This window comes from Flavobacterium sp., from assembly GCF_044361065.1.
In the GTDB taxonomy this organism is placed as follows: domain Bacteria; phylum Bacteroidota; class Bacteroidia; order Flavobacteriales; family Flavobacteriaceae; genus Flavobacterium.
Map to the genome: position 1 here is coordinate 1 of NZ_JBIKJI010000013.1, position 24,784 is coordinate 24,784.

Annotated in this window: 27 protein-coding genes; 16 read left to right on the top strand and 11 right to left on the bottom strand. The window is 31.2% G+C overall.

Going from position 1 to position 24,784, the window contains the following annotated elements; translation table 11 throughout:
• Nucleotides 1-103: 103 nt before the first annotated feature.
• From ACIQ11_RS01695 to ACIQ11_RS01705, 3 genes are all read left to right on the top strand, one after another.
• On the top strand, nt 104-628 hold the full coding sequence (locus ACIQ11_RS01695; RefSeq protein WP_396152217.1) for a GNAT family N-acetyltransferase: 525 nt from the start codon (nt 104-106) through the stop codon (nt 626-628).
• 6 nt (nt 629-634) lie between these two features.
• Nucleotides 635-1,675, top strand: a complete 1,041-nt coding sequence (mltG, locus tag ACIQ11_RS01700) for an endolytic transglycosylase MltG (RefSeq protein WP_396152219.1) — start codon at nt 635-637, stop codon at nt 1,673-1,675.
• A 100-nt stretch (nt 1,676-1,775) separates the two neighbouring features.
• Nucleotides 1,776-3,215, top strand: a complete 1,440-nt coding sequence (locus tag ACIQ11_RS01705; protein WP_396152221.1) for an APC family permease — start codon at nt 1,776-1,778, stop codon at nt 3,213-3,215.
• A gap of 51 nt (nt 3,216-3,266) precedes the next feature.
• Here the strand turns inward: ACIQ11_RS01705 and ACIQ11_RS01710 are convergent, their stop codons facing one another.
• The 3 genes from ACIQ11_RS01710 to ACIQ11_RS01720 form a co-directional block, all read right to left on the bottom strand.
• The gene (locus tag ACIQ11_RS01710; RefSeq protein ID WP_396152223.1) at nt 3,267-3,671 is read right to left on the bottom strand and encodes a hypothetical protein; all 405 of its coding nucleotides are present in this window, start codon (nt 3,669-3,671) and stop codon (nt 3,267-3,269) included.
• Between the two features lie 233 nt (nt 3,672-3,904).
• Entirely contained in the window at nt 3,905-5,353 is a 1,449-nt protein-coding gene (locus ACIQ11_RS01715; RefSeq protein ID WP_396148793.1) for a glyceraldehyde-3-phosphate dehydrogenase, read from the bottom strand.
• Between the two features lie 162 nt (nt 5,354-5,515).
• Nucleotides 5,516-6,901, bottom strand: coding sequence for a trypsin-like peptidase domain-containing protein (locus ACIQ11_RS01720; protein ID WP_396152251.1), 1,386 nt, complete (start codon nt 6,899-6,901; stop codon nt 5,516-5,518).
• Nucleotides 6,902-7,144: 243 nt separating this feature from the next.
• On the opposite strand from ACIQ11_RS01720, the gene dapF reads away from it, so the two are divergent.
• Nucleotides 7,145-7,924 (top strand): diaminopimelate epimerase, encoded by a 780-nt coding sequence (gene dapF, locus ACIQ11_RS01725; protein WP_396152225.1) that lies wholly within the window; start codon nt 7,145-7,147, stop codon nt 7,922-7,924.
• A 7-nt stretch (nt 7,925-7,931) separates the two neighbouring features.
• Here dapF and ACIQ11_RS01730 read toward each other — a convergent pair whose 3' ends face one another.
• The 3 genes from ACIQ11_RS01730 to ACIQ11_RS01740 form a co-directional block, all read right to left on the bottom strand.
• Nucleotides 7,932-8,636 (bottom strand): ABC transporter ATP-binding protein, encoded by a 705-nt coding sequence (locus tag ACIQ11_RS01730; RefSeq protein ID WP_396152227.1) that lies wholly within the window; start codon nt 8,634-8,636, stop codon nt 7,932-7,934.
• Nucleotides 8,637-8,870: 234 nt separating this feature from the next.
• A complete protein-coding gene (locus ACIQ11_RS01735; RefSeq protein ID WP_396152229.1) occupies nt 8,871-9,431 on the bottom strand; it encodes a class I SAM-dependent methyltransferase in 561 nt (186 codons plus the stop codon).
• A gap of 73 nt (nt 9,432-9,504) precedes the next feature.
• Nucleotides 9,505-11,367 carry an ABC-F family ATP-binding cassette domain-containing protein gene (locus ACIQ11_RS01740; protein WP_396152231.1) on the bottom strand — a complete coding sequence of 621 codons (1,863 nt, stop codon included), beginning with the start codon at nt 11,365-11,367 and terminating at the stop codon, nt 9,505-9,507.
• A 172-nt stretch (nt 11,368-11,539) separates the two neighbouring features.
• On the opposite strand from ACIQ11_RS01740, the gene ACIQ11_RS01745 reads away from it, so the two are divergent.
• From ACIQ11_RS01745 to ACIQ11_RS01795, 11 genes are all read left to right on the top strand, one after another.
• Nucleotides 11,540-12,655 carry a glycosyltransferase family 2 protein gene (locus tag ACIQ11_RS01745; RefSeq protein WP_396152233.1) on the top strand — a complete coding sequence of 372 codons (1,116 nt, stop codon included), beginning with the start codon at nt 11,540-11,542 and terminating at the stop codon, nt 12,653-12,655.
• 84 nt (nt 12,656-12,739) lie between these two features.
• Nucleotides 12,740-14,038 (top strand): dihydrolipoamide acetyltransferase family protein, encoded by a 1,299-nt coding sequence (locus ACIQ11_RS01750; protein ID WP_396152235.1) that lies wholly within the window; start codon nt 12,740-12,742, stop codon nt 14,036-14,038.
• Nucleotides 14,039-14,118: 80 nt separating this feature from the next.
• Nucleotides 14,119-14,889: an exonuclease domain-containing protein gene (locus ACIQ11_RS01755; RefSeq protein ID WP_396152237.1), complete on the top strand. Its 771-nt coding sequence runs from the start codon at nt 14,119-14,121 to the stop codon at nt 14,887-14,889.
• A gap of 96 nt (nt 14,890-14,985) precedes the next feature.
• On the top strand, nt 14,986-15,597 hold the full coding sequence (locus ACIQ11_RS01760; RefSeq protein ID WP_396152239.1) for a fumarylacetoacetate hydrolase family protein: 612 nt from the start codon (nt 14,986-14,988) through the stop codon (nt 15,595-15,597).
• A complete protein-coding gene (locus ACIQ11_RS01765; protein WP_353078378.1) occupies nt 15,597-15,941 on the top strand; it encodes a histidine kinase in 345 nt (114 codons plus the stop codon). The genes ACIQ11_RS01760 and ACIQ11_RS01765 overlap by 1 nt, the downstream gene beginning before the upstream one ends.
• A gap of 71 nt (nt 15,942-16,012) precedes the next feature.
• A complete protein-coding gene (locus ACIQ11_RS01770; RefSeq protein ID WP_396152241.1) occupies nt 16,013-17,260 on the top strand; it encodes a CinA family nicotinamide mononucleotide deamidase-related protein in 1,248 nt (415 codons plus the stop codon).
• 79 nt (nt 17,261-17,339) lie between these two features.
• A complete protein-coding gene (rpmB, locus tag ACIQ11_RS01775; RefSeq protein ID WP_091308985.1) occupies nt 17,340-17,582 on the top strand; it encodes a 50S ribosomal protein L28 in 243 nt (80 codons plus the stop codon).
• A gap of 20 nt (nt 17,583-17,602) precedes the next feature.
• Entirely contained in the window at nt 17,603-17,785 is a 183-nt protein-coding gene (gene rpmG, locus ACIQ11_RS01780; protein WP_091308983.1) for a 50S ribosomal protein L33, read from the top strand.
• A gap of 41 nt (nt 17,786-17,826) precedes the next feature.
• Nucleotides 17,827-17,979 (top strand): DUF4295 domain-containing protein, encoded by a 153-nt coding sequence (locus ACIQ11_RS01785; RefSeq protein ID WP_291241091.1) that lies wholly within the window; start codon nt 17,827-17,829, stop codon nt 17,977-17,979.
• 107 nt (nt 17,980-18,086) lie between these two features.
• On the top strand, nt 18,087-19,067 hold the full coding sequence (ftsY, locus tag ACIQ11_RS01790; RefSeq protein ID WP_396152243.1) for a signal recognition particle-docking protein FtsY: 981 nt from the start codon (nt 18,087-18,089) through the stop codon (nt 19,065-19,067).
• A gap of 32 nt (nt 19,068-19,099) precedes the next feature.
• Nucleotides 19,100-19,294: a hypothetical protein gene (locus ACIQ11_RS01795; protein WP_396148819.1), complete on the top strand. Its 195-nt coding sequence runs from the start codon at nt 19,100-19,102 to the stop codon at nt 19,292-19,294.
• Nucleotides 19,295-19,409: 115 nt separating this feature from the next.
• Here the strand turns inward: ACIQ11_RS01795 and rny are convergent, their stop codons facing one another.
• The 4 genes from rny to ACIQ11_RS01815 form a co-directional block, all read right to left on the bottom strand.
• Nucleotides 19,410-20,969 (bottom strand): ribonuclease Y, encoded by a 1,560-nt coding sequence (gene rny, locus ACIQ11_RS01800; RefSeq protein WP_396148821.1) that lies wholly within the window; start codon nt 20,967-20,969, stop codon nt 19,410-19,412.
• Nucleotides 20,970-21,179: 210 nt separating this feature from the next.
• Nucleotides 21,180-21,473, bottom strand: coding sequence for a cell division protein ZapA (locus ACIQ11_RS01805; RefSeq protein WP_291241095.1), 294 nt, complete (start codon nt 21,471-21,473; stop codon nt 21,180-21,182).
• Between the two features lie 2 nt (nt 21,474-21,475).
• The gene (locus tag ACIQ11_RS01810) at nt 21,476-21,766 is read right to left on the bottom strand and encodes a hypothetical protein (RefSeq protein ID WP_353079509.1); all 291 of its coding nucleotides are present in this window, start codon (nt 21,764-21,766) and stop codon (nt 21,476-21,478) included.
• Between the two features lie 105 nt (nt 21,767-21,871).
• The gene (locus tag ACIQ11_RS01815; protein WP_396152253.1) at nt 21,872-22,912 is read right to left on the bottom strand and encodes a formimidoylglutamase; all 1,041 of its coding nucleotides are present in this window, start codon (nt 22,910-22,912) and stop codon (nt 21,872-21,874) included.
• A 116-nt stretch (nt 22,913-23,028) separates the two neighbouring features.
• Here ACIQ11_RS01815 and ACIQ11_RS01820 point away from each other — a divergent pair, with 116 nt between their 5' ends.
• Nucleotides 23,029-23,925, top strand: a complete 897-nt coding sequence (locus ACIQ11_RS01820; protein ID WP_396152246.1) for a hypothetical protein — start codon at nt 23,029-23,031, stop codon at nt 23,923-23,925.
• 72 nt (nt 23,926-23,997) lie between these two features.
• Here the strand turns inward: ACIQ11_RS01820 and ACIQ11_RS01825 are convergent.
• Nucleotides 23,998-24,784: superoxide dismutase (locus ACIQ11_RS01825; RefSeq protein WP_396152248.1), on the bottom strand; the 787-nt coding region annotated here is incomplete at its 5' end.

The following is a 24,784-nucleotide window of genomic DNA, read 5'->3' on the forward strand; positions in this document are numbered from 1 at the left end:
ATGGCGAAAAATGTGCTTTGAAAATTGCAGAAGCATTAAGTAATTAAAATAAACTTTGCGAACCTTGCGAAAACCTTAGCGTCTTTGCGGTAAAAAAAACTCTATGACATTAAAAGGACAAAATATTCATTTACGAGCCCTCGAACCCGAAGATTTAGATTTTCTATACGAAATAGAAAACAACGAATCGATTTGGGAAGTGAGCAATACGCAAACACCCTACAGTAAATGGGTGTTGAAAAACTATTTAGAAAACGCACATTTGGATATTTATGAAGCAAAACAATTGCGATTGGTAATTGTGCTTTCAAAAACCAATGAAAAAGTTGGATGCATCGATATATTTGATTTTGATGCGAAAAATAGTCGTGCTGGAATTGGGATAATAATTTCGGAAAACTATAGAAATCAAGGTATTGGAAAAGAAACCTTGCAATTGATTTCCAATTATGCTTTCACTAATTTGAATTTACATCAATTATTTGCAAATATTACTGTAAATAATGAAGCCAGTTTATTGCTTTTTAGTAATTTTGGGTTTCAAAAAATAGGCATTAAAAAAGACTGGAACAATATAAAAGGTGCTTTTGTAGATGAAGCGCTTTTTCAATTCATAAACGTAAAATAAAAAATTTTGGAAGCGAAAAAATTATTCTTAAGAATTATAAGTATAGGAGCGGCTCTTATAATTATTAGTGGTGGATATGTAATAAATAAAGCCTTTACAGGTAATACAAAATTTGAACAAGAGGAAGTTTTTGTATATGTTCCAACGGATTCAAAATACGAAGATGTAAAGAAAATATTAGCGCCTTATATTGAAAATCAATCTAAAATTGATTGGGTTGCTTCAAAAAGAAACTATGATTCAAATGTAAAAGCGGGTAAGTTTTTACTTAAAAAAGGAATGAGCAGTTTTAGTATTGTTCGGGCGTTACGATTGAATACACCAGTAAAATTAGCCTTCAATAATCAAGAAAAAGTACAAGATTTATTTGTTCGTATTGCTTCTCAAATTGAGCCTGATACTACAAAATTGAATGAAATTTTCACAAATGATACTTTTCTACAAGAAAACGGTTTAAATAAAGATAATGTAATGTCGTTTTTTATTCCAAATAGCTACGAATTTTATTGGAACATTTCACCTGAAGAATTTGCAGAGAAACTTACAAAAGAATATAAAAGATTTTGGAATGATGGCAGATTAGCGAAAGCCAAAGCCTTAAATTTAACGCCAGCTCAAGTGTATACTTTAGCTTCAATAGTTCACAAAGAAACTGCAAAAGCAGATGAAAGACCAAAAGTTGCGGGTGTGTATTTAAACCGATTAAACAAAAATATGCCATTACAAGCTGATCCAACCGTAATTTTTGCCTTGAAACAAAAATCAAATGATTGGAATTTAGTAGTAAAACGTGTAATGCATAACGATTTAATTGTAAATTCGCCTTACAATACATATAAAAACACGGGTTTGCCACCAGGACCTATTTTTATGCCAGATGTTTCGGCAATTGATGCGGTTTTAAATCCAGAAAAACACAACTACTTATATTTTTGTGCCAGTGTAGAAAAATTTGGATATCACGAATTTGCAACAGATTATAATGCACATTTAAAAGTGGCTGCAAAATATGCAGATTGGGTAAAAAAGCAGAATTATAAGCGATAACAAGAATTGAAGAATAGAAAAAGGTGTAGAATGTACAATTTTACACCTTTTTTTATTTTCCTTACTTTCTTTTTTTATCTTTATCAAAACTATAATTTATATGGAAAATAAAACTGAATTTAAAAAAGAATTGGGATTGTTAAATGCAACAAGTTTAGTTGCAGGTTCAATGATAGGTTCTGGAATATTTATTGTAACCTCAATAATGGCAAGAGATATTGGTGGTGCGGGTTGGATTTTATTAGCTTGGATATTAACTGGATTTTTAACGCTTGCCGCAGCTTTAAGTTATGGAGAATTAGCAGGTATGATGCCAAAAGCCGGTGGACAATATGTTTATATTCAGCGTGCGTATGGCAAAATGATGTCGTTTTTATATGGTTGGACTGTTTTTACAGTGGTTCAAACTGGAGTAATTGCAGCAGTCGCAGTAGCTTTTGCTAAATATACCGCTATTTTCTTCCCTGTACTAAGTGATACATTACTTGAAATTGGTACTTATAAAATTCAATACCAACAATTGTTAGCTATTTTGAGTATTGTTGTGCTAACAATAATAAATAATCAAGGTGTAAAAAGCGGTAAAAATCTACAATTTATTTTTACTACAGCTAAATTATTCGCATTATTTGCTTTAATTGTATTTGGTTTATATGTTGGTTTACAATCTGATACATTAGCAAATAATTTTACAGATATGTGGTCGGCAACAAAAACAACAGTTGTTGATGGTAAAATCACTACAGAAGTATTAACTGGCTTTGCAATTATTGGAATGTTGGGGTTTACAATGATTAATTCGTTGTTTTCTTCAGATGCTTGGAATAATATTACATTTATTGCTGGAGAAATTAAAGAACCGCAGAAAAACATTCCAAAGAGTTTGTTTTTAGGAACATTAATAGTAACAATTATTTACTTACTTGCCAATTTAGCTTATTTTTCATTATTACCTTTAAATGGAAATCCATTAGCTGATGACTTTTTAGGGCAAGGTATTAAATATGCTAACGAAGATAGGTTAGGAGCGAGTGCGGCTTCTGTTATATTCGGAAATGCTGGCGTTTTTATAATGGCCGGTTTAATTATGATTTCTACTTTTGGTTGTAATTCGGGTTTAATATTAGCTGGCGGACGCTTGTTTTATGCGATGAGTAAAGACGGCTTATTTTTTAAAAGCGCTGGAGAATTAAATAAAAATCAAGTGCCAGAAAAAGCACTTTGGATGCAATGTATTTGGGCCTCGATATTATGTTTATCTGGAAAATATGGCGATTTACTAACGTATGCTACTTTTGCCAACCTATTATTTTATGTTTTAACTATTTATGGTATCTTCATACTTCGTAAAAAAGAACCTGATACGCCGAGACCTTATAAAGCTTTTGGTTATCCGTTTGTGCCAATTTTATACATAATACTGATTTCTATAATTAGTATTATATTACTGATTTACGACACTAAAAATACAGGCTTAGGTTTGTTTATAGTGTTAGTAGGTATACCAATTTATTATCTCACGCAGAAGAAACAAGAATAATTAAAAAGACCCAACATATTTAAATAATTTGTTGGGTCTTTTTAAATAAAATTAATTTTTAGCTAATGCATATGAAATTGGTGATTTTGTTTTTGGTTCCATATAAATTTCCGTATATCCGTTTTTCCACTCTACTTTTTCGTAATAAAAATCAATAGAAGTTAAGTTTCCTTTTACAGTAATAACACAATTTCCAGTAATATTTGCTTCATCTCCTTCTACAGTATATTTCATATTATTTTTTATTCTGTTTTCAAGAAATAAACTTAGAATTTTTTCAGCAATTTCTTTCCTAATATTCATCTTAGCATTAAAAGTGCTCACTATAATTGTTCCTTCATCAGTTGTTGAAATTATTTCAATACTGTTTTGACCATAGTTGTATGTTTCAACTAAATGTCCCTGTGCAAATACTACTTTACAAAGTAATAAAAAGCAAATTGTTAAACATTTCATAGAATTAAAATTTAGGGGTTACTTTAATATGATATAAAGTTACTTCTAAAAAATAATACTTATTTCATTTTCGTTAAAAAAATCACAACAATTTAATACAAATATGTTAATTTTAACTAAAAAGTTTTGAAATTGTTAAATTTTATTGTTTTTTGTTGTGAATTTATGTTTTTTAATTCAAAAAAAATGCCTTTTCTTTTTTGAAAAGGCATTAAAATATAAATAATCAAGTATTAATAATACATATAGCGTCTTACTTTGGCAATATATTTTGCCAAACGTATTACTTGATGGCTATATCCATATTCATTATCGTACCATATATATAGTACAATATTTTTTCCATCTCCAGAAACAATTGTAGCATTACTATCATAAATAGAAGGTTGAGCCGTTCCGACAATATCTGAAGAAACCAATTCGTTACTTACCGAATATTTTATTTGTTCTACTAAGTTACCTTCTAAAGCATAGGTTTTCATAATATTGTTTAATTCTTTTACAGAGGTAGTTCTTCCAACTTCTAAATTCAAAACTACCAAAGAACCATTTGGAACCGGAACACGAATTGCATTCGATGTTAGTTTTCCTGCTAAACTTGGTAATGCTTTAGCTACGGCACTTCCTGCACCGGTTTCTGTAATTACCATATTTAAACCCGCAGCTCTTCCTCGACGGTATTTTTTGTGCATATTATCAACCAAATTTTGGTCGTTTGTATACGCGTGAATGGTTTCTAAATGTCCTTTTACAACACCCAACGTTTCTTCAATTACTGCCAAAACTGGAGTAATGGCGTTTGTAGTACAAGAAGCAGCAGAATAAATTGCTACTTCATCTGGATTGTAATCTTCGTGATTTACACCATAAACTATATTTGGTACACCTTTTCCTGGAGCGGTTAATAACACTTTATCTGCGCCTTTAGAAGTCAAGTGTCTGGCTAACGCTTCTTCTGTTGTAAAAGCGCCAGTATTGTCAATTACTAAAGCATCATTAATTCCGTAAGCGGTATAATCTATTTCTTCTGGCGAATTTGCTGTTATAATATGTACGGTTGTTCCATTTATTATTAATGCACTATTTTCTGGGTCAGCCGAAACCGAACCTTCAAAATCTCCGTGAACCGAATCATATCGCAGTAAAGAGGCTCTTTTTTCTAATAAAACGGCATCATTTTTATCGCGAGTTACAATCGCACGTAAACGTAATTGTTGCCCTTTTCCAATTTTGCTCATCATTTCACGAGCTAATAAACGACCAATACGACCAAAACCATATAAAACAACGTCTTTAGGAACAATTTCAGATGTATCTTTGGCATACTTTAATTTATCAATAACAAACGCTTTAGCGTCATTATATTTATCGTCTTCTAAATGATATTCATACGTTAATTTTCCAATATCTATTCGAGATGGTGGTAAATCTAAATTTTCAATGGCTCTTGCAATTTCTACGCTATCAAAAATATTAATTGGTTTTTCTACAAAAGCAACAGCATATTCGTGTAAGTTTATAATATCTGAAACGTTTCGATCAATTAATTGATTTCTAAATAAGACCAGTTCAATAGATTTATCAAACCATAAATCGCTTATGATTTTTACAAATTCTACACACGCTTTTCTTCTGTCTGCCTGAAAAGCCAATTCTTTTTCGTAAATGGTGTTGTTGTTCATTTAAATATAGATTGCGTTACAAAATTTTTTGCAAAAGTATAGATTTCAATCGTTTTCGTAAAGTTTTTTACGATTTTTTTTCTTATTATTTTTTAGAATAAAAGGCAAAAAAATTCGCAAAATAAATATTACTTTGCGAATCTTAAATATGTAATTATTTAATTATAAAAAGAAGCGATAAATCTGTCCGTTTTTTGCTATAATTTGATAATGTGTTTTTTCTGTAATTTCTTTTTTTGCTAAATAAGCAGAAACACTTTCCATATCAATGGCTCGCATATTATCCACTTGTGTAACGATAGAACCTTTTAAATATTCAGCATATTCCTTGTAATCTTCATTGGTTACTTGTTTTATTTTTATCCCACTTTTTAAGTTAAATCGTTTTTTATCGTTTGCATCTAACTCTTCAAATTCAATTCCGTTAAATTCATAGGCAATTAGTTCTTTTTTTGTTAATGGAACATTTAAAGCTAAGTTTTTTCCATCTCTTAATAAGGTAACTTTAACAATATCATTTGGTCTTTTGGTATTAATAACTGTTGCCATCTCTGCGGATGAAGCAATTTTAGTATCATCTAATTTTAAAATTACATCGCCTTTTTCAATTCCTACTTTTTCAGCACCAGAATTTTTATTGACTTTGTTTACGTAAAATCCTTCAGTTTGTTTGATTCCATATTTTTTGGCAGCTTCTGCATTTAATTCGCCACCTTCAACACCTAAAATACCGCGTTGTACATTACCAAATTTCATTAAATCTTCAATAATCTTTTTTGTAATATTAGATGGAACCGCAAATGAATATCCAGCATAACTTCCTGTTGGCGAAGAAATCATCGTATTAATTCCAATCAATTCTCCATTCGTGTTCACTAAAGCACCACCGCTATTTCCAGGATTTACAGCAGCATCAGTTTGTATAAACGATTGAATACTTGCTTTATCTAAATTACGTGCTTTTGCCGAAATAATCCCCGCAGTTACAGTAGAGTTCAATTGATACGGATTACCTACCGCTAATACCCATTCGCCCACTTTAATATTATCTGAATTTCCAAAAACAATAAATGGTAATTTTTCATCAGCGTCAATTTTTAGTAAAGCAATGTCCATTTTGCTATCCGTACCAATTAATTTTGCTTTGTACGCTTTGTTGTTATTCAAAGTTACTTCCAGTTCGTTAGCGTCTTGTATTACGTGATTATTGGTTACAATATACCCGTCTTCAGATACAATTACTCCAGATCCAGTACCTATTTGTTCGTGTTGTTGCGTACCCCCGCCATAAAAAAAAGACGCCCAAGGGTCAGTGTATGTTCTTAAAGAAACATTTTTTACGTGTACCACACTATGAATGGCTTTTTCGGCACCGGTTGTAAAATCTATGTTTTCGGCACCAGTAAAACTCACTGCTTTGTTGTAGTTTGGCGAAGTAGTAATAAATGAATCACTTTCAGTTTTTCTGTTTTCAATGAATTTATAGGCACCCAAAGTAACGGCACCACTCATTAATGATACAATAAATAGACTTCCTAAATTTTTCATCTTGTTCATTTTTTATTTTTTTACTCTGTAAATATAAATACGTTTTTTAAAAATCCAAACTCGTTTAACTAACGATTAACAATGTTTAACAACTTTTTAGTATTTGGGCATTTCCTTTCAGGTCGGGCTTTCCGCTATATCTTTTTTATATGTTCCCTTCGGGAACCTCAGTCAACATATAAAAAAGGATGCCGCTGCAATCCCTAATGCAATATTGTGCAAAAAAATAAATATATTTGTACTATGCAAATACAATTTTACAAATACCAAGGAACAGGAAACGATTTTGTTATGATTGATAATCGTACCAATTCATTTCCCAAAAATAATACCAAATTAATTGAATTTTTATGCGACCGACGTTTTGGCATAGGTGGCGATGGTTTAATTTTATTAGAAAATCATAAAAAATACGATTTTACTATGGTGTATTATAACTCCGATGGAAGCACCAGTACTATGTGTGGAAATGGGGGGCGATGTTTAGTGGCGTTTGCAAAACAATTAGGTATTATCGAAAACGAAGCCTATTTTGAAGCATCGGACGGCTATCATTTTGCAAAATTTGAAGACAATTTAATTGCACTTCAAATGATAGACATAACAGAAGTTAAACATTTTAATACACACGATTTTGTGTATACGGGTTCGCCTCATCACGTGCAATTAGTTTCAGATTTAAAAGATTTTGATGTAAAAAACACAGGTAAAAAGTTAAGATATTCTGATTTGTATGATGCTTCGGGTTGTAATATCAACTTTGTAGAACAAGAAAACACTGACACTTTTTCAGTCCGTACGTATGAACGTGGAGTAGAAGACGAAACGTTATCTTGCGGAACCGGTGCAACAGGCGTGGCAATTGCAATGCACGCTACTCGTAAAACAGCTGCGAATCGCATACATATTAATGTATTAGGCGGAAAGCTAATAATTAGTTTTGTTTTAGAAAATGATGTGTATAAAAATGTTTTCTTAACAGGTCCAGCAGAATTGGTTTTCGCGGGTAGTTTAGAAGTGTAGCTTACTTTTAATAAGAAACAATCTCTTTATTCTGAATGTCATTTTCAATAATTCCATCACGTAAGCGAATAATTCTATGTGCGTGAGCTGCAATATCTTCTTCGTGCGTTACTAAAATTACCGTATTGCCATTGGCGTGAATTTCACCAAATAATTTCATAATTTCTACGGAAGTTTTACTATCTAAATTTCCAGTTGGTTCATCGGCTAAAATGATTGAAGGTTTGTTAACCAAAGCTCTACCAACTGCCACACGCTGACGCTGACCTCCTGATAATTGATTTGGTTTATGATCCATTCTGTCAGCTAATCCCACTTGTGTTAGTACTTCTGTTGCACGTTTGTTTCTCTCATCTTTTGAAAAACCAGCATAAACCATTGGTAAGGCTACATTATCCAATGCAGTTGTACGAGGCATTAAGTTGAATGTTTGAAAAACGAAACCAATTTCTTTATTTCTAATTTCAGCCAATTCATCATCGTGCATTTCGCTTACTTGCTTTCCGTTTAAGATATAACTTCCAGAAGTTGGCGTATCCAAACAACCTAAAATATTCATTAAAGTCGATTTTCCAGAACCAGACGGCCCCATAAGCGCCACATATTCACCTTTGTTAATAAGTAAATCGATTCCTTTTAATACGTTTACGGTTTCACTTCCTAATTGGAAATCACGTGTAATGCCTTTAATGTCTATTATTGGAGTTTTCATAGTTTTCAGGTGCAGTTTTTAGATTACAATAATTACTACAAGTAATAAGTAGTTAAAAAGAAGAATTTGTTACAGTTTTAAAAATAATATTTTACCGCAAAGTCTCGCAAAGTTAGTCGCAAAGAAACGCAAAGATTTTTTTAAAAGTATTTCAAGACACACTTTAGATAATAAAATTATTTTTAATAGTATTTAGTGAAACTCTGTGAATTCTTTGTGAATCTTTGTGTAATACTAAACACGAATCACAAAATGTTCTTTTTCTTGTTCAGCTCTAAAAAACACCATTCCGAAATGAAATGTATCAATCGTAACTTTTACTTTAGGATGTTTTTTTATGATGTCCCAAGTATTTTCGTTTTCTGTTGATGTATGAATGTCATTAATTATCCAAACCGCATTATTAGTTATAGTAGGTAATAACAAATTGAAATATTCTATTGTAACTTTTTGAGATTCGTTTTGGTTGAAGTAAATGAAGTCGAAAGTCTTGTCATTGTTAGAAAGATTGTTTTTTTCAAAATCTTCAAATGAGATTATTTCTGAAGAAAATATATTAGTATCTAATTCAGTTGGATTTCCAATTTCTAAAATCGTTTTAGGTTTAAAATATCTAATAATTCTAAAAAGTAATCGGGCTCTTTTTGGATTATTGTTTAAAAGCGAATATTCTGGAAATTTTGTTTTATCATAAAAACATTTCGTAACCAAATCAAACACAAAAGGCGAGTGCACACCGTGTTCGTTTTTAGAGTTCCAAAGGAATTTTATGTATGATTTTAAAATATGTAGCATAAAAAAATAACACAGATTATCACAAATTTTCACAGATTAAATTCGTGATAATCTGTGAAATCTGTGTTTAAATTTATTCAATTTTAGAAGACAATTCAAACCAACGCGCTTCTTTTTCTTCTAAAGTTTGAATGATTTTTTGTAATTCGTTTGCTTTCGTTTCAATTTTGTCATCAGCTACTTTTCCGTCCGAAAATTCTTGCTCAATTTGTTTTTTTTGATATTCTAAATCTTTAATGTCTTTTTCAATTTTATTAAATTCCTTTTGCTCGTTGAAGTTTAATCCTGCTTTGGCTGGTTGATTTTGTTTCCAACTTCCTTTGTCGGTGCTTACGCTATTTAAAACTTTTGGCTCTACGGAATCTTCATAACTTCTAAAATCAGAATAGTTCCCTGGAAAATCTTCAATTTCACCTTGACCTCTAAATACAAATAAATGATCCACAATTTTATCCATAAAATACCTGTCGTGACTTACCACTAACAAGCATCCAGGGAAATCTAATAAGAAACTTTCTAACACATTTAGCGTTACAATATCTAAATCGTTCGTAGGTTCATCTAAAATTAAAAAATTTGGATTCTGAATTAAAACCGTACATAAATACAAACGTTTTAGTTCGCCACCACTCAATTTTTCAACAAAATCGTATTGTTTTTTTGCATCAAACAAAAAACGTTCTAACAATTGCGAAGCCGAAATAATTTTCCCTTTCGTAAGCGGAATGTATTCTCCGTATTCTTTAATAATATCTATTACTTTTTGTCCAGGTTTTGGGTTGATTCCACTTTGTGTGTAATATCCAATTTTAATTGTATCGCCAATAATTACTTTCCCTGAATCGGGTTCCATAGTTTTGGTTAAAATGTTCAAGAAAGTCGATTTTCCTGTTCCGTTTTTACCAATAATTCCAATACGTTCACCACGTTGAAACGCGTAGGTAAAATCTTTTAAAATGGTTCTGTCAGGGAAATTTTTGTTCAATTTTACCATTTCGATAATTTTGCTTCCCATTCGCTCCATATTAATTTCAAGCTCTACCACATTTTCTTTACGACGACTTTCCGCTTTTTCTTTTATCACATAAAAATCATCTTGACGCGATTTCGATTTGGTAGTTCTTGCTTTTGGTTGACGACGCATCCAAGCCAATTCCTTAATAAAAAGGTTTTGTGCTTTATCAATACTCGAGTTTTCAGAAATTTGACGTTCTTCTTTTTTCTCTAAATAGTACGAGTAATTTCCTTTGTATTGATACAGTTTTCCGTTATCTAATTCAATAATTTCGTTACAAACACGTTCTAAGAAAAAACGGTCGTGCGTCACCATAAATAAGGTAATATTTTCTTTGGCAAAATAATCTTCTAACCATTCAATCATCTCTAAATCCAAATGATTGGTTGGCTCGTCTAAAATTAATAAATCAGGTCGATTAATTAAAATAATAGCTAACGACAAACGCTTTTTTTGCCCTCCAGATAATTTTTTTACTTTTAATTTTAAATCGTCAAGTTTTAATTTTGACAAAATTTGCTTGTATTGTGTTTCAAAATCCCAAGCGTTAAAGCGGTCCATATCGTCAAACGCTTTCTGGTACTTTTCTTCGTCTTCCGGATTTTCTAAGGCGCTTTCGTAGTTTCTAATTACCTGTAAAACTTCATTATCCGATGCGAAAATGCTTTCTTCAATAGTTAATTCATCTTGCAAATTAAAATTCTGACTCAAAAAAGCCATTTTTATTCCTTTTCTAATCACTACTTGACCCGTGTCAGGTTCATCAAAACCATTAATAATGTTCATAATAGTGGTTTTACCCGAACCATTTTTGGCGATAAAAGCTATTTTTTGGTCTTTATTAATTCCGAAAGAAATGTCTTTAAAAAGGACGCGTTCTCCGTATGATTTTGATATATTTTCTACTGAAAGGTAATTCATTTGTTCATTTGTCAATTATACAATGTGGCAAAACGCCAATTGTTTTGCAAAAGTAGACTTATTATTTGAGATTTAAAATTTAGATTTTTGCATTTCATAAATAAAAATTGCAACTTTGACCTATCAACCAATTGGCACATTGACTAATTGTAAATTGACACATTAAAACAAAATGCAACTATCCGTAATCATACTTAATTATAATGTACGCTATTTTTTAGAGCAATGTGTGCGTAGTGTACAAAAAGCACTGGAAAACATAGATGCTGAAATTATTGTGGTAGATAATAATTCTTCGGATTATAGTTGTTTGATGATGAAGCAACTATTTCCACAAATTACGCTTATTGAAAATAAAGAAAATTTAGGATTTCCAAAAGGGAATAATATAGCTGTTGAACAGGCAAAAGGCGAATATATTTGTATTTTAAATCCAGATACGGTTGTTGCTGAAGATACGTTTAAAAAGCTGTTAGCTAAAAGCTGTCAGCCGTCAGCTGGAATAATTGGCTGTAAGTTGATAGACGGCACCGGAAATTTTCTTCCAGAAAGTAAGCGCGGACTTCCAACACCTTGGGTGGCTTTTACTAAAATTTTCGGTTTATATAAAATCTCTAATTTTTTTGGAAAATATTATGCACAGCATTTATCTGAGAATCAATCAGGAAAAGTGGATGTTTTAGTCGGAGCTTTTATGATGATGAAACGGGATTTGTACATAAAAGTCGGTGGTTTTGATGAAAATTGCTTTATGTATTCAGATGATATTGATTTGAGTTATATGATTCAGAAGTTAGGAAAAGATAATTTCTATTTTCACGAAACATCTGTAATTCATTACAAAGGAGAAAGTACGGTTAGAGACGAAAAATATTTAGAACGTTTCCGAGATGCGATGCAGTTTTTTTATAAAAAGCATTTTAAAAAGTCCTTTTTCTTTGATAATTTTATACAAATTGGGAGCTTTTTATTTGCGATTTTCAAACAAAAACAAGCACAAAAATTAAACAATGAAATTGATAAATATATTGTGTTTTCAAAAGAAAATATTCAATTGAATTTAAATAAACCAATTGAATATTTAACTGATTTTGAACAATTTAAAGTAAATAAAAATAGCAATATTGAAATTGTTTTTGATACCAATTCGTTTTCTTTTGCAGAAATAATTCGTTTTATGGAAAAACATAAATCGAAAAATATAACTTTTAAGAACTATATTTCGCAATCAAATTACTTAATTGGTAGTAATAATTCAACTGATAGAGGCGAAGTGCTAATTTTTTGATTTTTTGATTTTTTCGTGATAAAACATCAAAATATTTATTAATTTTGCATTAATAATTAAAGAACTCAACATTACAATAATAATATGGCAAGATTTGAATTGAAACTTCCAAAAATGGGAGAGAGTGTAGCAGAAGCAACCATTACAAATTGGTTAAAAAAAGTTGGCGAACATATCGATATGGATGAAGCGGTTTTAGAAATTGCTACAGACAAAGTAGATAGTGAAGTGCCTTCTGAAGTTTCTGGTACTTTAGTTGAAATTTTGTTTCAAGTTGATGATGTTGTTCAAGTAGGGCAAACCATAGCGATTATTGAAACAGAAGGCGGAGCTATTGCTGCAACTCCTGAAGTAAAGTCGGAAGTTCCAGTTGCTGTTGCAGAAGTTGCTAAAACGGTTGAGGTTGCTATTGAAGCAAGTGCTCCTGCAGATTTTTTAGGTTCAGATAAATTCTTTTCGCCATTAGTAAAAAATATGGCAAAAACAGAAGGCATTTCGTTAACTGAATTAGAATCTATTTCAGGTTCTGGTAAAGATGGTCGTGTAAATAAAGAAGATGTTTTAAAATATATAGAAACTCGCAAGTCGCAAGTTACAAGTTCAAATGTTGTTGCGCCTGCAACTTCAAACCAACAACCTAAAACCCAAAATCCTGCACCCGTTTCAGTAAATGGTGGCGACGAAATTGTGGAAATGGACAGAATGCGAAAGTTAATTTCGGGTTATATGGTAGCTTCGGTTCAAACTTCAGCACACGTGCAGTCGTTTATCGAAGTGGATGTTACTAATATTGTAAAATGGAGAGATAAAGTAAAAGCAGCTTTTGAAAAACGCGAAGGAGAAAAACTTACGTTTACGCCAATTATGATGGAAGCGGTAGCAAAAGCCTTAAAAGATTTTCCAGGAATGAATATTTCTGTTGATGGCGATTTTATTATAAAACGTAAAAACATCAATTTAGGAATGGCAGCAGCTTTACCAAATGGAAACTTAATTGTTCCTGTAATTAAAAATGCAGACCAACTAAATTTAGTTGGTATGGCAAAAGCAGTAAACGATTTGGGAGGTCGTGCGAAAGCAGGAAAATTAAAACCAGACGATACGCAAGGTGGTACTTATACTGTAACAAACGTAGGAACATTTGGGTCCGTTTTTGGAACACCAATTATCAATCAGCCGCAAGTGGGTATTTTAGCCTTAGGAGCTATAAGAAAAGTACCAGCTGTTATTGAAACTCCAGAAGGGGATTTTATTGGTATACGTCAGAAAATGTTTTTATCTCACTCTTATGATCACAGAGTTGTAGATGGTGCTTTAGGTGGAAGTTTCGTAAAACGCGTAGCTGAATATTTAGAAGCATTTGATGTAAATAGAGATTTTTAAGAAAAAATAAATAAATAATACTTCACCCAATAGTTCAATTACTATTGGGTTTTTTTAACTTTGTACTTTAAAATATAAAAATGGAACTTAAACTTACAAGACCAATTTGTTTCTTTGATTTAGAAACTACCGGAATAGATGTTGGAAAAGATAGAATCGTTGAAATATCAATATTCAAGGTGTTTCCAAACGGAAATAAAGAAAGTAAAACTTGGTTAGTAAACCCAACCATTCCAATTCCGTCTCAATCAACAGCAGTTCACGGCATTACAAACGAAAAAGTAGCAAATGAGCCTACTTTTTCTGAATTGTCTTCCCAAATTTATGCTATGATAAAAGATTCTGATTTGGCAGGTTATAATTCGGACCGATTTGATATTCCGTTATTGGCAGAAGAAATGCTTCGTGCAGGTGTAGATTTTGATATGAAAAATCGCGTTTCAGTAGATGTTCAAACTATTTTTCATAAAAAAGAAGAACGCACATTATCTGCAGCATTAAAATTTTATTGTGGGAAAACATTAGAAAACGCACATACAGCCGAAGCAGATACTATGGCTACTTATGAAATTTTATTGGGACAATTGGAAAGATATCCTGATTTACAAAATGATATGAAAGCATTATCAGAATTTACTACGCGTAAAAAATCTGTAGATTTTGCAGGTATGATTGTGATGAATGATAAAGGACAAGAAATGTTTAGCTTTGGAAAATATAAAAATGTTTTAGTAGACGAAGTATTTGATAAAGATCCAGGTTATTTCGGTTGGATTCAAAACGCCGATTTTCCGCTTTATACAAAAAAAGTATTAACAGGTTTGAAATTAAGAAGATTAAATACAAAATAGGTGTTTTGAGGTAAAAGGTAAAAGGAAAAAGGTAAAGGGAATAGCCCAACACCCAACACCCAACACCCAATACCCAACACCCAATACCCAAAAAAAATGAAAATCATTTGCATCGGAAGAAATTATGCTGATCATATTTCAGAATTACAAAACGAACGACCATCTGAGCCGGTTATTTTTATGAAGCCAGACACGGCTATTTTGCCTAAAAAAACACCATTCGTAATTCCAGAGTTTAGTAATGATGTGCATCACGAAGTGGAAGTTTTGGTAAAAATTTGTAAAGTAGGAAAATATATTAGTCCAAAATTTGCTCATAAATATTACGATGAAATTGGTTTAGGAATCGATTTTACAGCTCGGGATGTGCAAACTACACTAAAAGAAAAAGGTTTACCTTGGGAAAAAGCAAAGGCATTTGACCATTCAGCGATTATTGGTGACTTTTTACCGAAAATACATTTTCCTTCTCTAGAAAATATTAACTTTGAATTAAGAAAAAATAATGAAATCGTTCAGCAAGGAACTACTTCAATGATGTTGTGGAATATTGATGAGATTGTTTCTTATGTTTCACAGTTTTTTACATTAAAAAAAGGAGACATCATTTTTACAGGAACTCCAAAAGGAGTAGCAGCTGTGAAAGAAAATGATGTGTTAGAAGGTTTTTTAGAAGGCAAGCAAATGTTTAAAATACAAGTAAAATAATGGCTTTACAGTATAATTTATCAAAAGTATATGAAATTTCTGAAAATGATAACGAATTTGCACTTCAAATTGCTACTTTGTTTTTAGATGAAGTGCCTTTCGAAATTCAGGAAATGAAAAATGCAATTGAACTAAAAGATTATGCGAAAACCTATGCATCTGCACACAAAATCAAACCAACATTAGATTTATTAGGAATGGATATGGCATACGAAGATGTGGTATTCATTATGGATTGGACTCAAGAGGAAGGCAAGCGAAAAGAAATTAAAGAAGTGTTTAGAACGCTTAAAGCAAGAATAGTTGCTGCAGCTGATGAAATAAAAAAAGATTTTAAGTTATAAGGGTTACTTTTAATATATGTTTAGCCACGCCTTTAGCGTGGTTTTCTTATTTTTACAAAAATATTTTAAAGATGAAAGCAGTAATTATTACAATAGGAGATGAAATATTAATAGGTCAAATTATTGATACAAATTCGTCTTACATTGCAAAAGCATTAGATAAAATCGGAATTGCTACTTATGAAATGCTTTCTATTTCTGACGATAAAAGCCATATATTAAAAACGTTGCACGAAGTTCAAAACAAATATGACGTTGTATTAATTACCGGAGGTTTAGGCCCAACAAAAGATGATATTACTAAAAAAACATTTTGTGAGTATTTTGATGATGTTTTAGTAAAAAACGATGCTGTTTTTGACCAAGTGAAAAGCATTATTGAAGGCATTCATAAAAAACCCATTACCCAATTAAATATAGACCAAGCATTTGTTCCTTCTAAATCAAAAGTACTTTTTAATAAAATGGGAACCGCTCCAGGAATGCTTATGGAACATCAAAACACTGTGTTTATTTCTTTGCCTGGCGTTCCCTATGAAATGAAGTATTTAATTGATAATGAAGTAATTCCGTATTTGGTAGAAAAATTTGAGCGTCCTTATATTGTTCATAAAACACTTATGACTTATGGTCGAGGAGAGAGTTTAATTGCGGAACATATTGAAGATTGGGAAACTAATTTGCCGAGTTTTATCAAATTAGCATATTTACCAAGTCCAGGAAAAGTTAGATTACGATTAACTGCTCGAGGAACAGATGAAGCTGTTTTAATAGATTCTGTTTTAAATGAAATAGAAAAATTAAAACCTCTAATAGGCGACATTATTGTAGGGTACGATGAGGAGGAAACCATAGAAGTTGTTTTAACAAGAGTATTATCAGAAAAGCACCTTACTTTGGCAACTGCCGAAAGTTGCACTGGAGGAAAAATCGCACAACTAATTTCATCTGTCCCTGGCGCTTCCGCTTGTTTTAAAGGCGGGATAGTGGCCTATTCTAATCAAATTAAAATAGATGTGTTAAAAGTAAATTCTGATACCATTCATAAGTTTTCTGTCGTAAGTAAAGAAGTGGTAAAAGAAATGGCCATTAATTGTCAAACAATTTTTAATACAGATTACGCCATTGCTACAACTGGAAATGCAGGCCCTACAAAAGGAAATAGCGAAGCCGAAATAGGTGTTGTTTGTATAGCAATAGCTACGCCAAATGAAGTTTTTGTAGAAGAATTTAATTTTGGACAACCGCGCGAAAAGGTTACAGATAGGGCAGTTTACAAAGCATTAGAATGGCTATATAAAGAAATTTCAAAAAACTAGTTAAAAATAGTTGCATAGTAAAGTAAAAATTCTTTTCTTTGCACCCTTATTTAGAATAACGATATAAAAGTTTAGAATAATGTCAAGAGTTTGTGAACTAACAGGAAAAAGAGCAATGGTTGGAAACAACGTTTCTCACGCGATGAATAAAACTAAGAGAAAATTCTCAGTTAACTTAGTAAAAAAACGTTTTTACATTGCAGAAGAAGATAGATGGGTAAGCCTAAAAATATCTACAGCAGTATTAAAAACAATTAACAAAAATGGTATTGCCGCAGTTTTGAAAAAAGCTAAAGCTGATGGATTTGTAAAATCTGTTTAATCATTTAAAAATATATCAAAATGGCAAAGAAAGGTAATAGAATCCAAGTAATTTTAGAGTGCACTGAACACAAAGAATCTGGTCAACCAGGTACTTCTCGTTATATCACGACTAAAAACAAAAAAAACACACCAGATAGAATGGAAATCAAAAAATTCAATCCTATCTTGAAAAGAGTAACTGTTCACAAAGAAATTAAATAATTAGAAGCTTAATTTAAGTTTCAAATAAAACATACTAAGTCATGGCAAAGAAAACCGTAGCAACTTTACAAACATCTTCTAAAAGATTAACTAAAGCAATCAAAATGGTTAAGTCTCCTAAAACTGGTGCTTATACATTTGTGGAATCAGTAATGACTCCTGAAGAAGTAGATGAGTTCTTAAAAAAGAAATAATCTGTAATTAAAGATATTAAAAAAGCTATTTTCATTTGAAAGTAGCTTTTTTTATTTTATTTTTGTTCCAACAATAATGAAAATCATATCGTTATATACCAAATTCAATGAGCTTTTTTAAAAAAATATTTTCATCTAACAAAAGTGAACCTGTAATTACAGAACAGGAAAAGCAGCAATTAGACAAAGGATTAGAGAAAACAAAAACTTCTTTCTTTTCTAAACTAACAAAAGCCGTTGCCGGAAAGTCTAAAGTAGATGATGAGGTTTTAGATAATTTAGAAGAAGTACTTATTTCTTCCGATGTGGGTGTAAATACCACTTTAAAGATTATTCAACGTATTGAAAAAAGAGTTTCTCAAGATAAATATTTAGGTACAGATGAGTTAAATATTATATTAAGAGAAGAAATTGGTTCGTTATTATCCGAAACGAATTCAGGTAACGATTCTGATTTTACCATTCCAAAAGATGTTAAACCATATGTAATTATGGTTGTTGGTGTAAATGGTGTAGGAAAAACAACTACCATAGGTAAATTAGCTTACCAATTTAAAAAAGCCGGATTTAAGGTTGTTTTGGGTGCTGCAGATACATTTAGAGCGGCTGCTATCGATCAATTGCAAATTTGGGCGGATAGAGTAGATGTACCAATGGTAAGACAGCAAATGGGCTCTGATCCTGCTTCTGTTGCTTTTGATACTTTACAATCTGCTGTAGCTCAAAATGCTGATGTTGTAATCATTGATACCGCTGGACGTTTACATAATAAAGTAGGTTTAATGAACGAATTGACCAAAGTTAAAAATGTAATGCAAAAAGTAGTTCCAAATACACCAAACGATGTTATGTTAGTACTTGATGGTTCAACAGGACAAAACGCTTTTGAACAAGCCAAACAATTTACTGCAGCCACTGAAGTGTCTTGTTTAGCAGTAACTAAATTAGACGGTACGGCAAAAGGCGGTGTAGTTATCGGTATTTCAGATCAATTTCAAATTCCAGTTAAATATATTGGAGTAGGTGAAGGTATTGAAGATTTACAAGTTTTTAATAAAACAGAGTTTGTGGATTCTTTCTTTAATTAATTTTTTACATTATGATGGATTTTTTTAAAAATATGACTAATTCTAAATTGTTATTTATTGCTTTAATTTCTGCTGTTTTGGCGTTTCCTTTTGATTTAAAGTTTTTAGGATTTATGCAAAGTGAAAGTATTTTTATGTCATTACGACTACTTTCTTTTGTATTGTTTATGTATGTAGCTATTAAAGTGATTAATGGTAAGACAAAAAAACCAACGGGAAAGAAATAGTTTTAATTTGGATAACATTTTGATACTTTATATAATAATTATTATATAAAATATCTATAAATAAAAAGCCCAATTTCATTTGAAATTGGGCTTTTAAATTTATCTAATTTAGAGTTTACTTCGCAATATTTACCGCTCGAGTTTCTCTAATTACTGTTACTTTAACTTGACCTGGATAGGTCATTTCTGTTTGAATTTTATGTGAAATTTCAAATGATAATGTAGCAGCTAAATCGTCTGAAACTTTCTCACTTTCAACTAAAACACGTAATTCTCTACCTGCTTGAATAGCATAAGCGTTTTTAACACCAGGGAAGCTATAAGCTACTTCTTCTAAGTCTTTTAAACGTTGGATATAAGAATCTAAAACTTGACGACGCGCGCCTGGTCTTGCCCCAGAAATTGCATCACACACTTGAATAATCGGTGAAATTAAATATTTCATTTCAATTTCATCGTGGTGGGCTCCAATAGCATTACATACTTCTTCTTTTTCACCATATTTCTCAGCCCATTGCATTCCTAAAATAGCGTGAGGTAATTCACTTTCAGTATCTGGTACTTTACCAATATCGTGTAATAAACCAGCTCTTTTCGCTAATTTTACGTTTAGCCCTAATTCTGCAGCCATTAAACCACAAAGTTTAGAAACTTCTCTTGAGTGTTGTAATAGGTTTTGTCCGTATGAAGAACGGTATTTCATTCTACCTACAATTTTAATCAATTCTGGGTGTAAACCGTGAATTCCTAAATCAATAACGGTACGTTTTCCTACTTCAATAATTTCTTCTTCAATTTGTTTTTTCGTTTTCTCAACCACTTCTTCAATACGGGCAGGGTGAATACGACCATCCGTAACTAATTTATGAAGTGCCAAACGAGCAATTTCTCTTCTTACAGGATCAAAACAAGATAGGATAATAGCTTCTGGTGTATCGTCAACAATGATTTCAACGCCTGTTGCTGCTTCAATAGCTCTAATATTTCTTCCTTCTCTACCAATAATTCTACCTTTTACATCATCAGATTCAATATTGAAAACAGATACACAATTTTCAACTGCTTCTTCTGTTCCAACTCGCTGAATCGTACTAATAATTATTTTTTTAGCTTCTTGTTGCGCTTGCATTTTAGCTTCTTCAATAGTTTCTTGAATGTGCGCCATTGCATTGGTTTTGGCTTCTGCTTTTAAACTTTCAACCAATTGGTTTCTTGCATCGTCTGCAGATAAACCAGAAATCACCTCAAGTTGTTCAATTTGACTTTTGTGTAATTTGTCAACTTCTTGTGATTTTTTCTCTAAGTTTTCAATTTTGTTTGTGTATTCTACAATTTTAGCTTCTGCATCATCGTTTATTTTCTTAGCTTTTGCCAATTCACTCGAAACTTGAGATTCTTTATCTCGTGTTCTTTTTTCGGCTTCAGCCATTTTTTTGTCTTTTGACAAAATTTCGTTTTCGTGTTCTAATTTTAATTCTAAAAATCGCTCTTTAGCTTGTAATAGCTTATTTCTTTTTTCAGTTTCAGCTTCTGCTTTCGCATCTCTTAAAATTGAACCCGCCTCTTTTTTAGCGTTTTTAATAAGATTTGAAACATTGCTTTTTTCTAAAAATTTAGCAATTGCAAATCCTATAGCCAATCCGACGATTCCAATTAGTATACTTGTTAATTCCATAGTTAGGTTTTGTTTAATAAAAAAGCCCACATTAGGTGTTTGAATAAACTCGATTCAGACAGGATTTGAGCTAAAACGATGTTCAAGGATTTCCGATAAATCGGAACGTGCTTTAGTATCGCAAATTCACTCATTTAATAGTTAGTGTTGAGTTTATCAAATATTTACTAATGTGGGCAGTACTTTAGTGTTTTGTATGAACGTTTTTTCTTATTTTGAAAGTAAACCTTCTATTTTTTCGTCGAGTTTTTTTAATCTCTCAAATGCTTCTACGGTATCTGTAGAAGTATCAATTTGGGTTTGTTCTATTTGAGAAGCAAATTGTAAGGCACACATTGCCAATACATCTTGTTTATCTCTTACTGCATAGTTGGCTTCAAATTTTTTAATTGTGGCATCAATTTTTTTTGATGCGGTTCGTAGACCTTCCTCCTGAGTAGTTTCCACTGTTAATGGGTATACTCGGTCTGCAATTGAAATTTTTATTTTTAACTTTTCTGTCATAATTATTCAGAAAGTTGTGCTATACAATAGTCGATTTCTCTAATCAACGAATTTATTTTCAGTTTTGTTTCTTTCTTGTATTCTTCACTGCCCAGAAGAGAATTTGTTATTTTTAAGCTTTCCAACTCTTGTTTTAAAGAGGTGATGTGCTTATTTTCTTGTTGAGCGTTTTGTTTTAAAGCGCTTAATTCGTTAGATAAACTTTCGTTTAATTGCTCTAAATTCTCTATTTTTTTAGATAATTTAAAGAATTTTACTTCTAAGGAATCAATAATTTTCGACAATTCACTCATTACAACTCAATTCTTTTCTTGATTTTACAAATTTAAAACTTCAATCTCGAAATCCAATACTTTTTTTCAAAAAAAAATAAAGTTTTTTTCTTTCATTACTAATATTTAGATTTCTTCAAGCTTTTTACTCTTAATGAAATCTAAAATTAGTGTTGCAATTAATTTTCCAGTTAAATGATTATTGTTCGATACGTCTAAATCAGGTGCCCCTTCACAAATATGTAAATAACTGGCAAGTTCTTCTCTTCCAGCTAAATGAATAAAATGCCTGGCTTTTTCAACACTAAATCCGCTAAGTGTCATAGCGCTACTATGAATGTTGGGTAGTGCATCCAAATCAAGTTCTACACCAAATGGTGTATTGGAAATAAATTTTATTGCTTGGTTGATTTCTGTAGTAAAACTTTTGGTTTTTCGTACCGCTATTTCTTCATAGGTTACATATTTTACTCTTTCTTCAATAGTTTTTAAGGTATTAAAGACACTTTTTGATACAAAATTTTCGTGTAATCCGAATATAAAATATTTTTTTAAGAAGCCTTCTTCAAATGCATAGGTAAAGCCATTTCCACTATGACGACCTTCCATTATTCTGAAATCGGTATGCGCATCAAAATTAATAGCATTTACTGGCATTCCTTTTGCTAACGCTAATCCTTTTATGTTTCCGTATGCGTTATTATGTCCACCTCCAATAATTATTGGGATTTTATTCGCTTTAATAATTGTGCTAATTACATAAGAAACATCTTTATCTATATTTTCTACTATTTGAAATAGTTTTTTTCGATCTTCTTTGTTTTGAGTGTCTAAATTTTTGGAAATTTCCATTTCTTTAGAAAAATTTATTTCACCTAAAACAAGTAATTCGTTGCCTTTGCAAAATTTATTATGTTGAAAGTTTACTAAGCTTTTTAACGTGCTTTCAAAAGCTGAAGCAGCACCGGTTCTGCCTAAATTGGCCTTTATTCCGATGTCTTCGGGTAAACCAATTAAAACAAATTTCGCTTCTGATTGGGTGATAAATGAAATCCAATTTTCATCATTTGGAACCGTAATTATCTTTTCGCCAAACTTTATTTCGCCACTTCGATGTTGCGTAATTTTGGCTATATCTCTAGAACTGAATACGTTTAATTTATCCATTTTATGTTTTAAAAGTGTTTTCAAATATAATATTTTAAAGATACATTACGTTATATAGTAATAGAAATAAATAAAATTTTATTTTTGTGTGAAATTTAAATAAAATCAAATTAAAAATGGAGTTAAATCAATCAAATTCTAGAAATTCAGGATTAAAAGTTGTTGTATTAATCTTAGTCTTATTGTTAATGGGAACATTAGCTTATGTATACAAATTACAACAAGATAAAGATGCGGTAGATTCAAGTTTATCAAAAACATTAACGGAAAAAGAAAAATTTCAAGCAGAATTAGAATCAAAAATAGCGGAGTATGATATAGCAATTGCTGATAATACTGCCTTAAAAGGAGAATTGGAAGAAGAACAAGCTAAGATAATGGAATTGTTAGAGAAAATTAAAAAATCTGACGGGAGTGTAGCTGAATTGTCTAAATATAAAACGCAATACGTAAAACTAAAACGCGAAATGGATAATTTAATTGCCGAAAACAATGTGTTGAAAGCGAACAACAGCAAATTGACAAAAAACTTAGATAGTACGAATGTTGTATTAACAAATGCAAAAACAGCAAATGATACGTTAGCAGCCAAAAATGAAAATTTGTCTAAAACAGTTGAAAAAGCACAACGATTATCAGTATTAAATTTAACTACTTTGGCGGTAAAACAAAAAAGTTCTGGAAAACAAATCAATACAGATAAAGCCAGTAAAGCAGATGTATTAAAAATAGGGTTTACTATTGCTGAAAATCAGGTTGCAAAAACGGGTGATAGAACGTATTATGTTCAAGTAATTGATAGCAAAAACAATGTTTTAGGTGAAAAGAAAACAGAAACATTTGGAACAACTTATTTGCCTTATAGTTTTCAGAAAACCATTAAATATGAAAACAAAACAGTACAAGTTCAAGAAGATTTATCAGTAAAAAATATTTCAGCAGGTACTTATTTTGTTAATGTTTTTGACAAAAAAGGAGAATTGGTTTCAAAAAGCAGTTTTCAATTAAAGTAATACAAATTAGTTTTTAGTAAAATACTTAAAAACGTATTATAAAAAAACGCTTCAAAATTTGAAGCGTTTTTTTTATTCAGAAGCTACTGAGGAATCTTTAAATTTTTCATTTACTTTTTTCCAATTAATAACATTAAAGAACGCATTAACATAGTCTTTTCTTTTGTTTTGATATTTAATATAGTAGGCGTGTTCCCATACATCAAGAGCTAATATTGGTGTGCCTTTTTTTTCTGCATTTGGCATTAAAGGATTGTCTTGATTAGCTGTTGTTGTGATGATTAATTTCCCTGAATTATCTTTTATAAGCCAAACCCAACCCGAGCCAAATAATTTTGTAGCACTTTCTGAAAATTCATTTTTAAACGATTCAAAGGATCCAAAATCTTTGTTTATGGCTTCTAAAACTTCGTCAGTTGCATCGCCATTGTTAACGCTTAATATTTCAAAAAATAAATTGTGATTGTAATATCCGCCAGCATTGTTTCTAATTTCTGATTTACTTGTATCTAATTTCTTTAGAATTTCTTCTATAGATTTTGATGACAAATCAGTTTCTTTTAAAGCGGCATTCAGTTTGTTACAATATGCCAAATGATGTTTCGAATAATGTAACTCCATTGTGGCAGCATCAATAAAGGGTTCTAAACTATTGTAAGAATAGGGTAGGCCATTCATTTGAAATGCTCCTTCTTCATCTTCAGCTTGCACATCAGACGGATTTCCTAAAGTGGTTTTTTCAATTTTTTCTGGTTCAGGAATAGTAACTTCTATAAGTTCTTTTTCTTTTTTACAACTGGTACTTAAAACGGAAATAAGTAATAATACGAGAATTTTATTTTTCATTTTTAAGGATTTT

Bases quoted from the DNA above. Each gene is read 5' to 3' on its own strand.
- ACIQ11_RS01795 (WP_396148819.1), top strand. From the start codon at position 19,100: ATGACTAATTCTAAATTGTTATTTATTGCTTTAATTTCTGCTGTTTTG.
- ACIQ11_RS01740 (WP_396152231.1), bottom strand. From the start codon at position 11,367: ATGAATTACCTTTCAGTAGAAAATATATCAAAATCATACGGAGAACGC.
- ACIQ11_RS01720 (WP_396152251.1), bottom strand. From the start codon at position 6,901: ATGAAAAATTTAGGAAGTCTATTTATTGTATCATTAATGAGTGGTGCC.
- ACIQ11_RS01730 (WP_396152227.1), bottom strand. From the start codon at position 8,636: ATGAAAACTCCAATAATAGACATTAAAGGCATTACACGTGATTTCCAA.
- ftsY (WP_396152243.1), top strand. From the start codon at position 18,087: ATGAGCTTTTTTAAAAAAATATTTTCATCTAACAAAAGTGAACCTGTA.
- rpmB (WP_091308985.1), top strand. From the start codon at position 17,340: ATGTCAAGAGTTTGTGAACTAACAGGAAAAAGAGCAATGGTTGGAAAC.
- ACIQ11_RS01710 (WP_396152223.1), bottom strand. From the start codon at position 3,671: ATGAAATGTTTAACAATTTGCTTTTTATTACTTTGTAAAGTAGTATTT.
- ACIQ11_RS01695 (WP_396152217.1), top strand. From the start codon at position 104: ATGACATTAAAAGGACAAAATATTCATTTACGAGCCCTCGAACCCGAA.
- ACIQ11_RS01735 (WP_396152229.1), bottom strand. From the start codon at position 9,431: ATGCTACATATTTTAAAATCATACATAAAATTCCTTTGGAACTCTAAA.
- rny (WP_396148821.1), bottom strand. From the start codon at position 20,969: ATGGAATTAACAAGTATACTAATTGGAATCGTCGGATTGGCTATAGGA.
- ACIQ11_RS01805 (WP_291241095.1), bottom strand. From the start codon at position 21,473: ATGACAGAAAAGTTAAAAATAAAAATTTCAATTGCAGACCGAGTATAC.
- ACIQ11_RS01810 (WP_353079509.1), bottom strand. From the start codon at position 21,766: ATGAGTGAATTGTCGAAAATTATTGATTCCTTAGAAGTAAAATTCTTT.
- dapF (WP_396152225.1), top strand. From the start codon at position 7,145: ATGCAAATACAATTTTACAAATACCAAGGAACAGGAAACGATTTTGTT.
- ACIQ11_RS01755 (WP_396152237.1), top strand. From the start codon at position 14,119: ATGGAACTTAAACTTACAAGACCAATTTGTTTCTTTGATTTAGAAACT.
- ACIQ11_RS01715 (WP_396148793.1), bottom strand. From the start codon at position 5,353: ATGAACAACAACACCATTTACGAAAAAGAATTGGCTTTTCAGGCAGAC.
- ACIQ11_RS01765 (WP_353078378.1), top strand. From the start codon at position 15,597: ATGGCTTTACAGTATAATTTATCAAAAGTATATGAAATTTCTGAAAAT.
- rpmG (WP_091308983.1), top strand. From the start codon at position 17,603: ATGGCAAAGAAAGGTAATAGAATCCAAGTAATTTTAGAGTGCACTGAA.
- ACIQ11_RS01785 (WP_291241091.1), top strand. From the start codon at position 17,827: ATGGCAAAGAAAACCGTAGCAACTTTACAAACATCTTCTAAAAGATTA.
- ACIQ11_RS01815 (WP_396152253.1), bottom strand. From the start codon at position 22,912: ATGGATAAATTAAACGTATTCAGTTCTAGAGATATAGCCAAAATTACG.
- ACIQ11_RS01745 (WP_396152233.1), top strand. From the start codon at position 11,540: ATGCAACTATCCGTAATCATACTTAATTATAATGTACGCTATTTTTTA.
- ACIQ11_RS01820 (WP_396152246.1), top strand. From the start codon at position 23,029: ATGGAGTTAAATCAATCAAATTCTAGAAATTCAGGATTAAAAGTTGTT.
- ACIQ11_RS01770 (WP_396152241.1), top strand. From the start codon at position 16,013: ATGAAAGCAGTAATTATTACAATAGGAGATGAAATATTAATAGGTCAA.
- ACIQ11_RS01750 (WP_396152235.1), top strand. From the start codon at position 12,740: ATGGCAAGATTTGAATTGAAACTTCCAAAAATGGGAGAGAGTGTAGCA.
- ACIQ11_RS01705 (WP_396152221.1), top strand. From the start codon at position 1,776: ATGGAAAATAAAACTGAATTTAAAAAAGAATTGGGATTGTTAAATGCA.
- ACIQ11_RS01760 (WP_396152239.1), top strand. From the start codon at position 14,986: ATGAAAATCATTTGCATCGGAAGAAATTATGCTGATCATATTTCAGAA.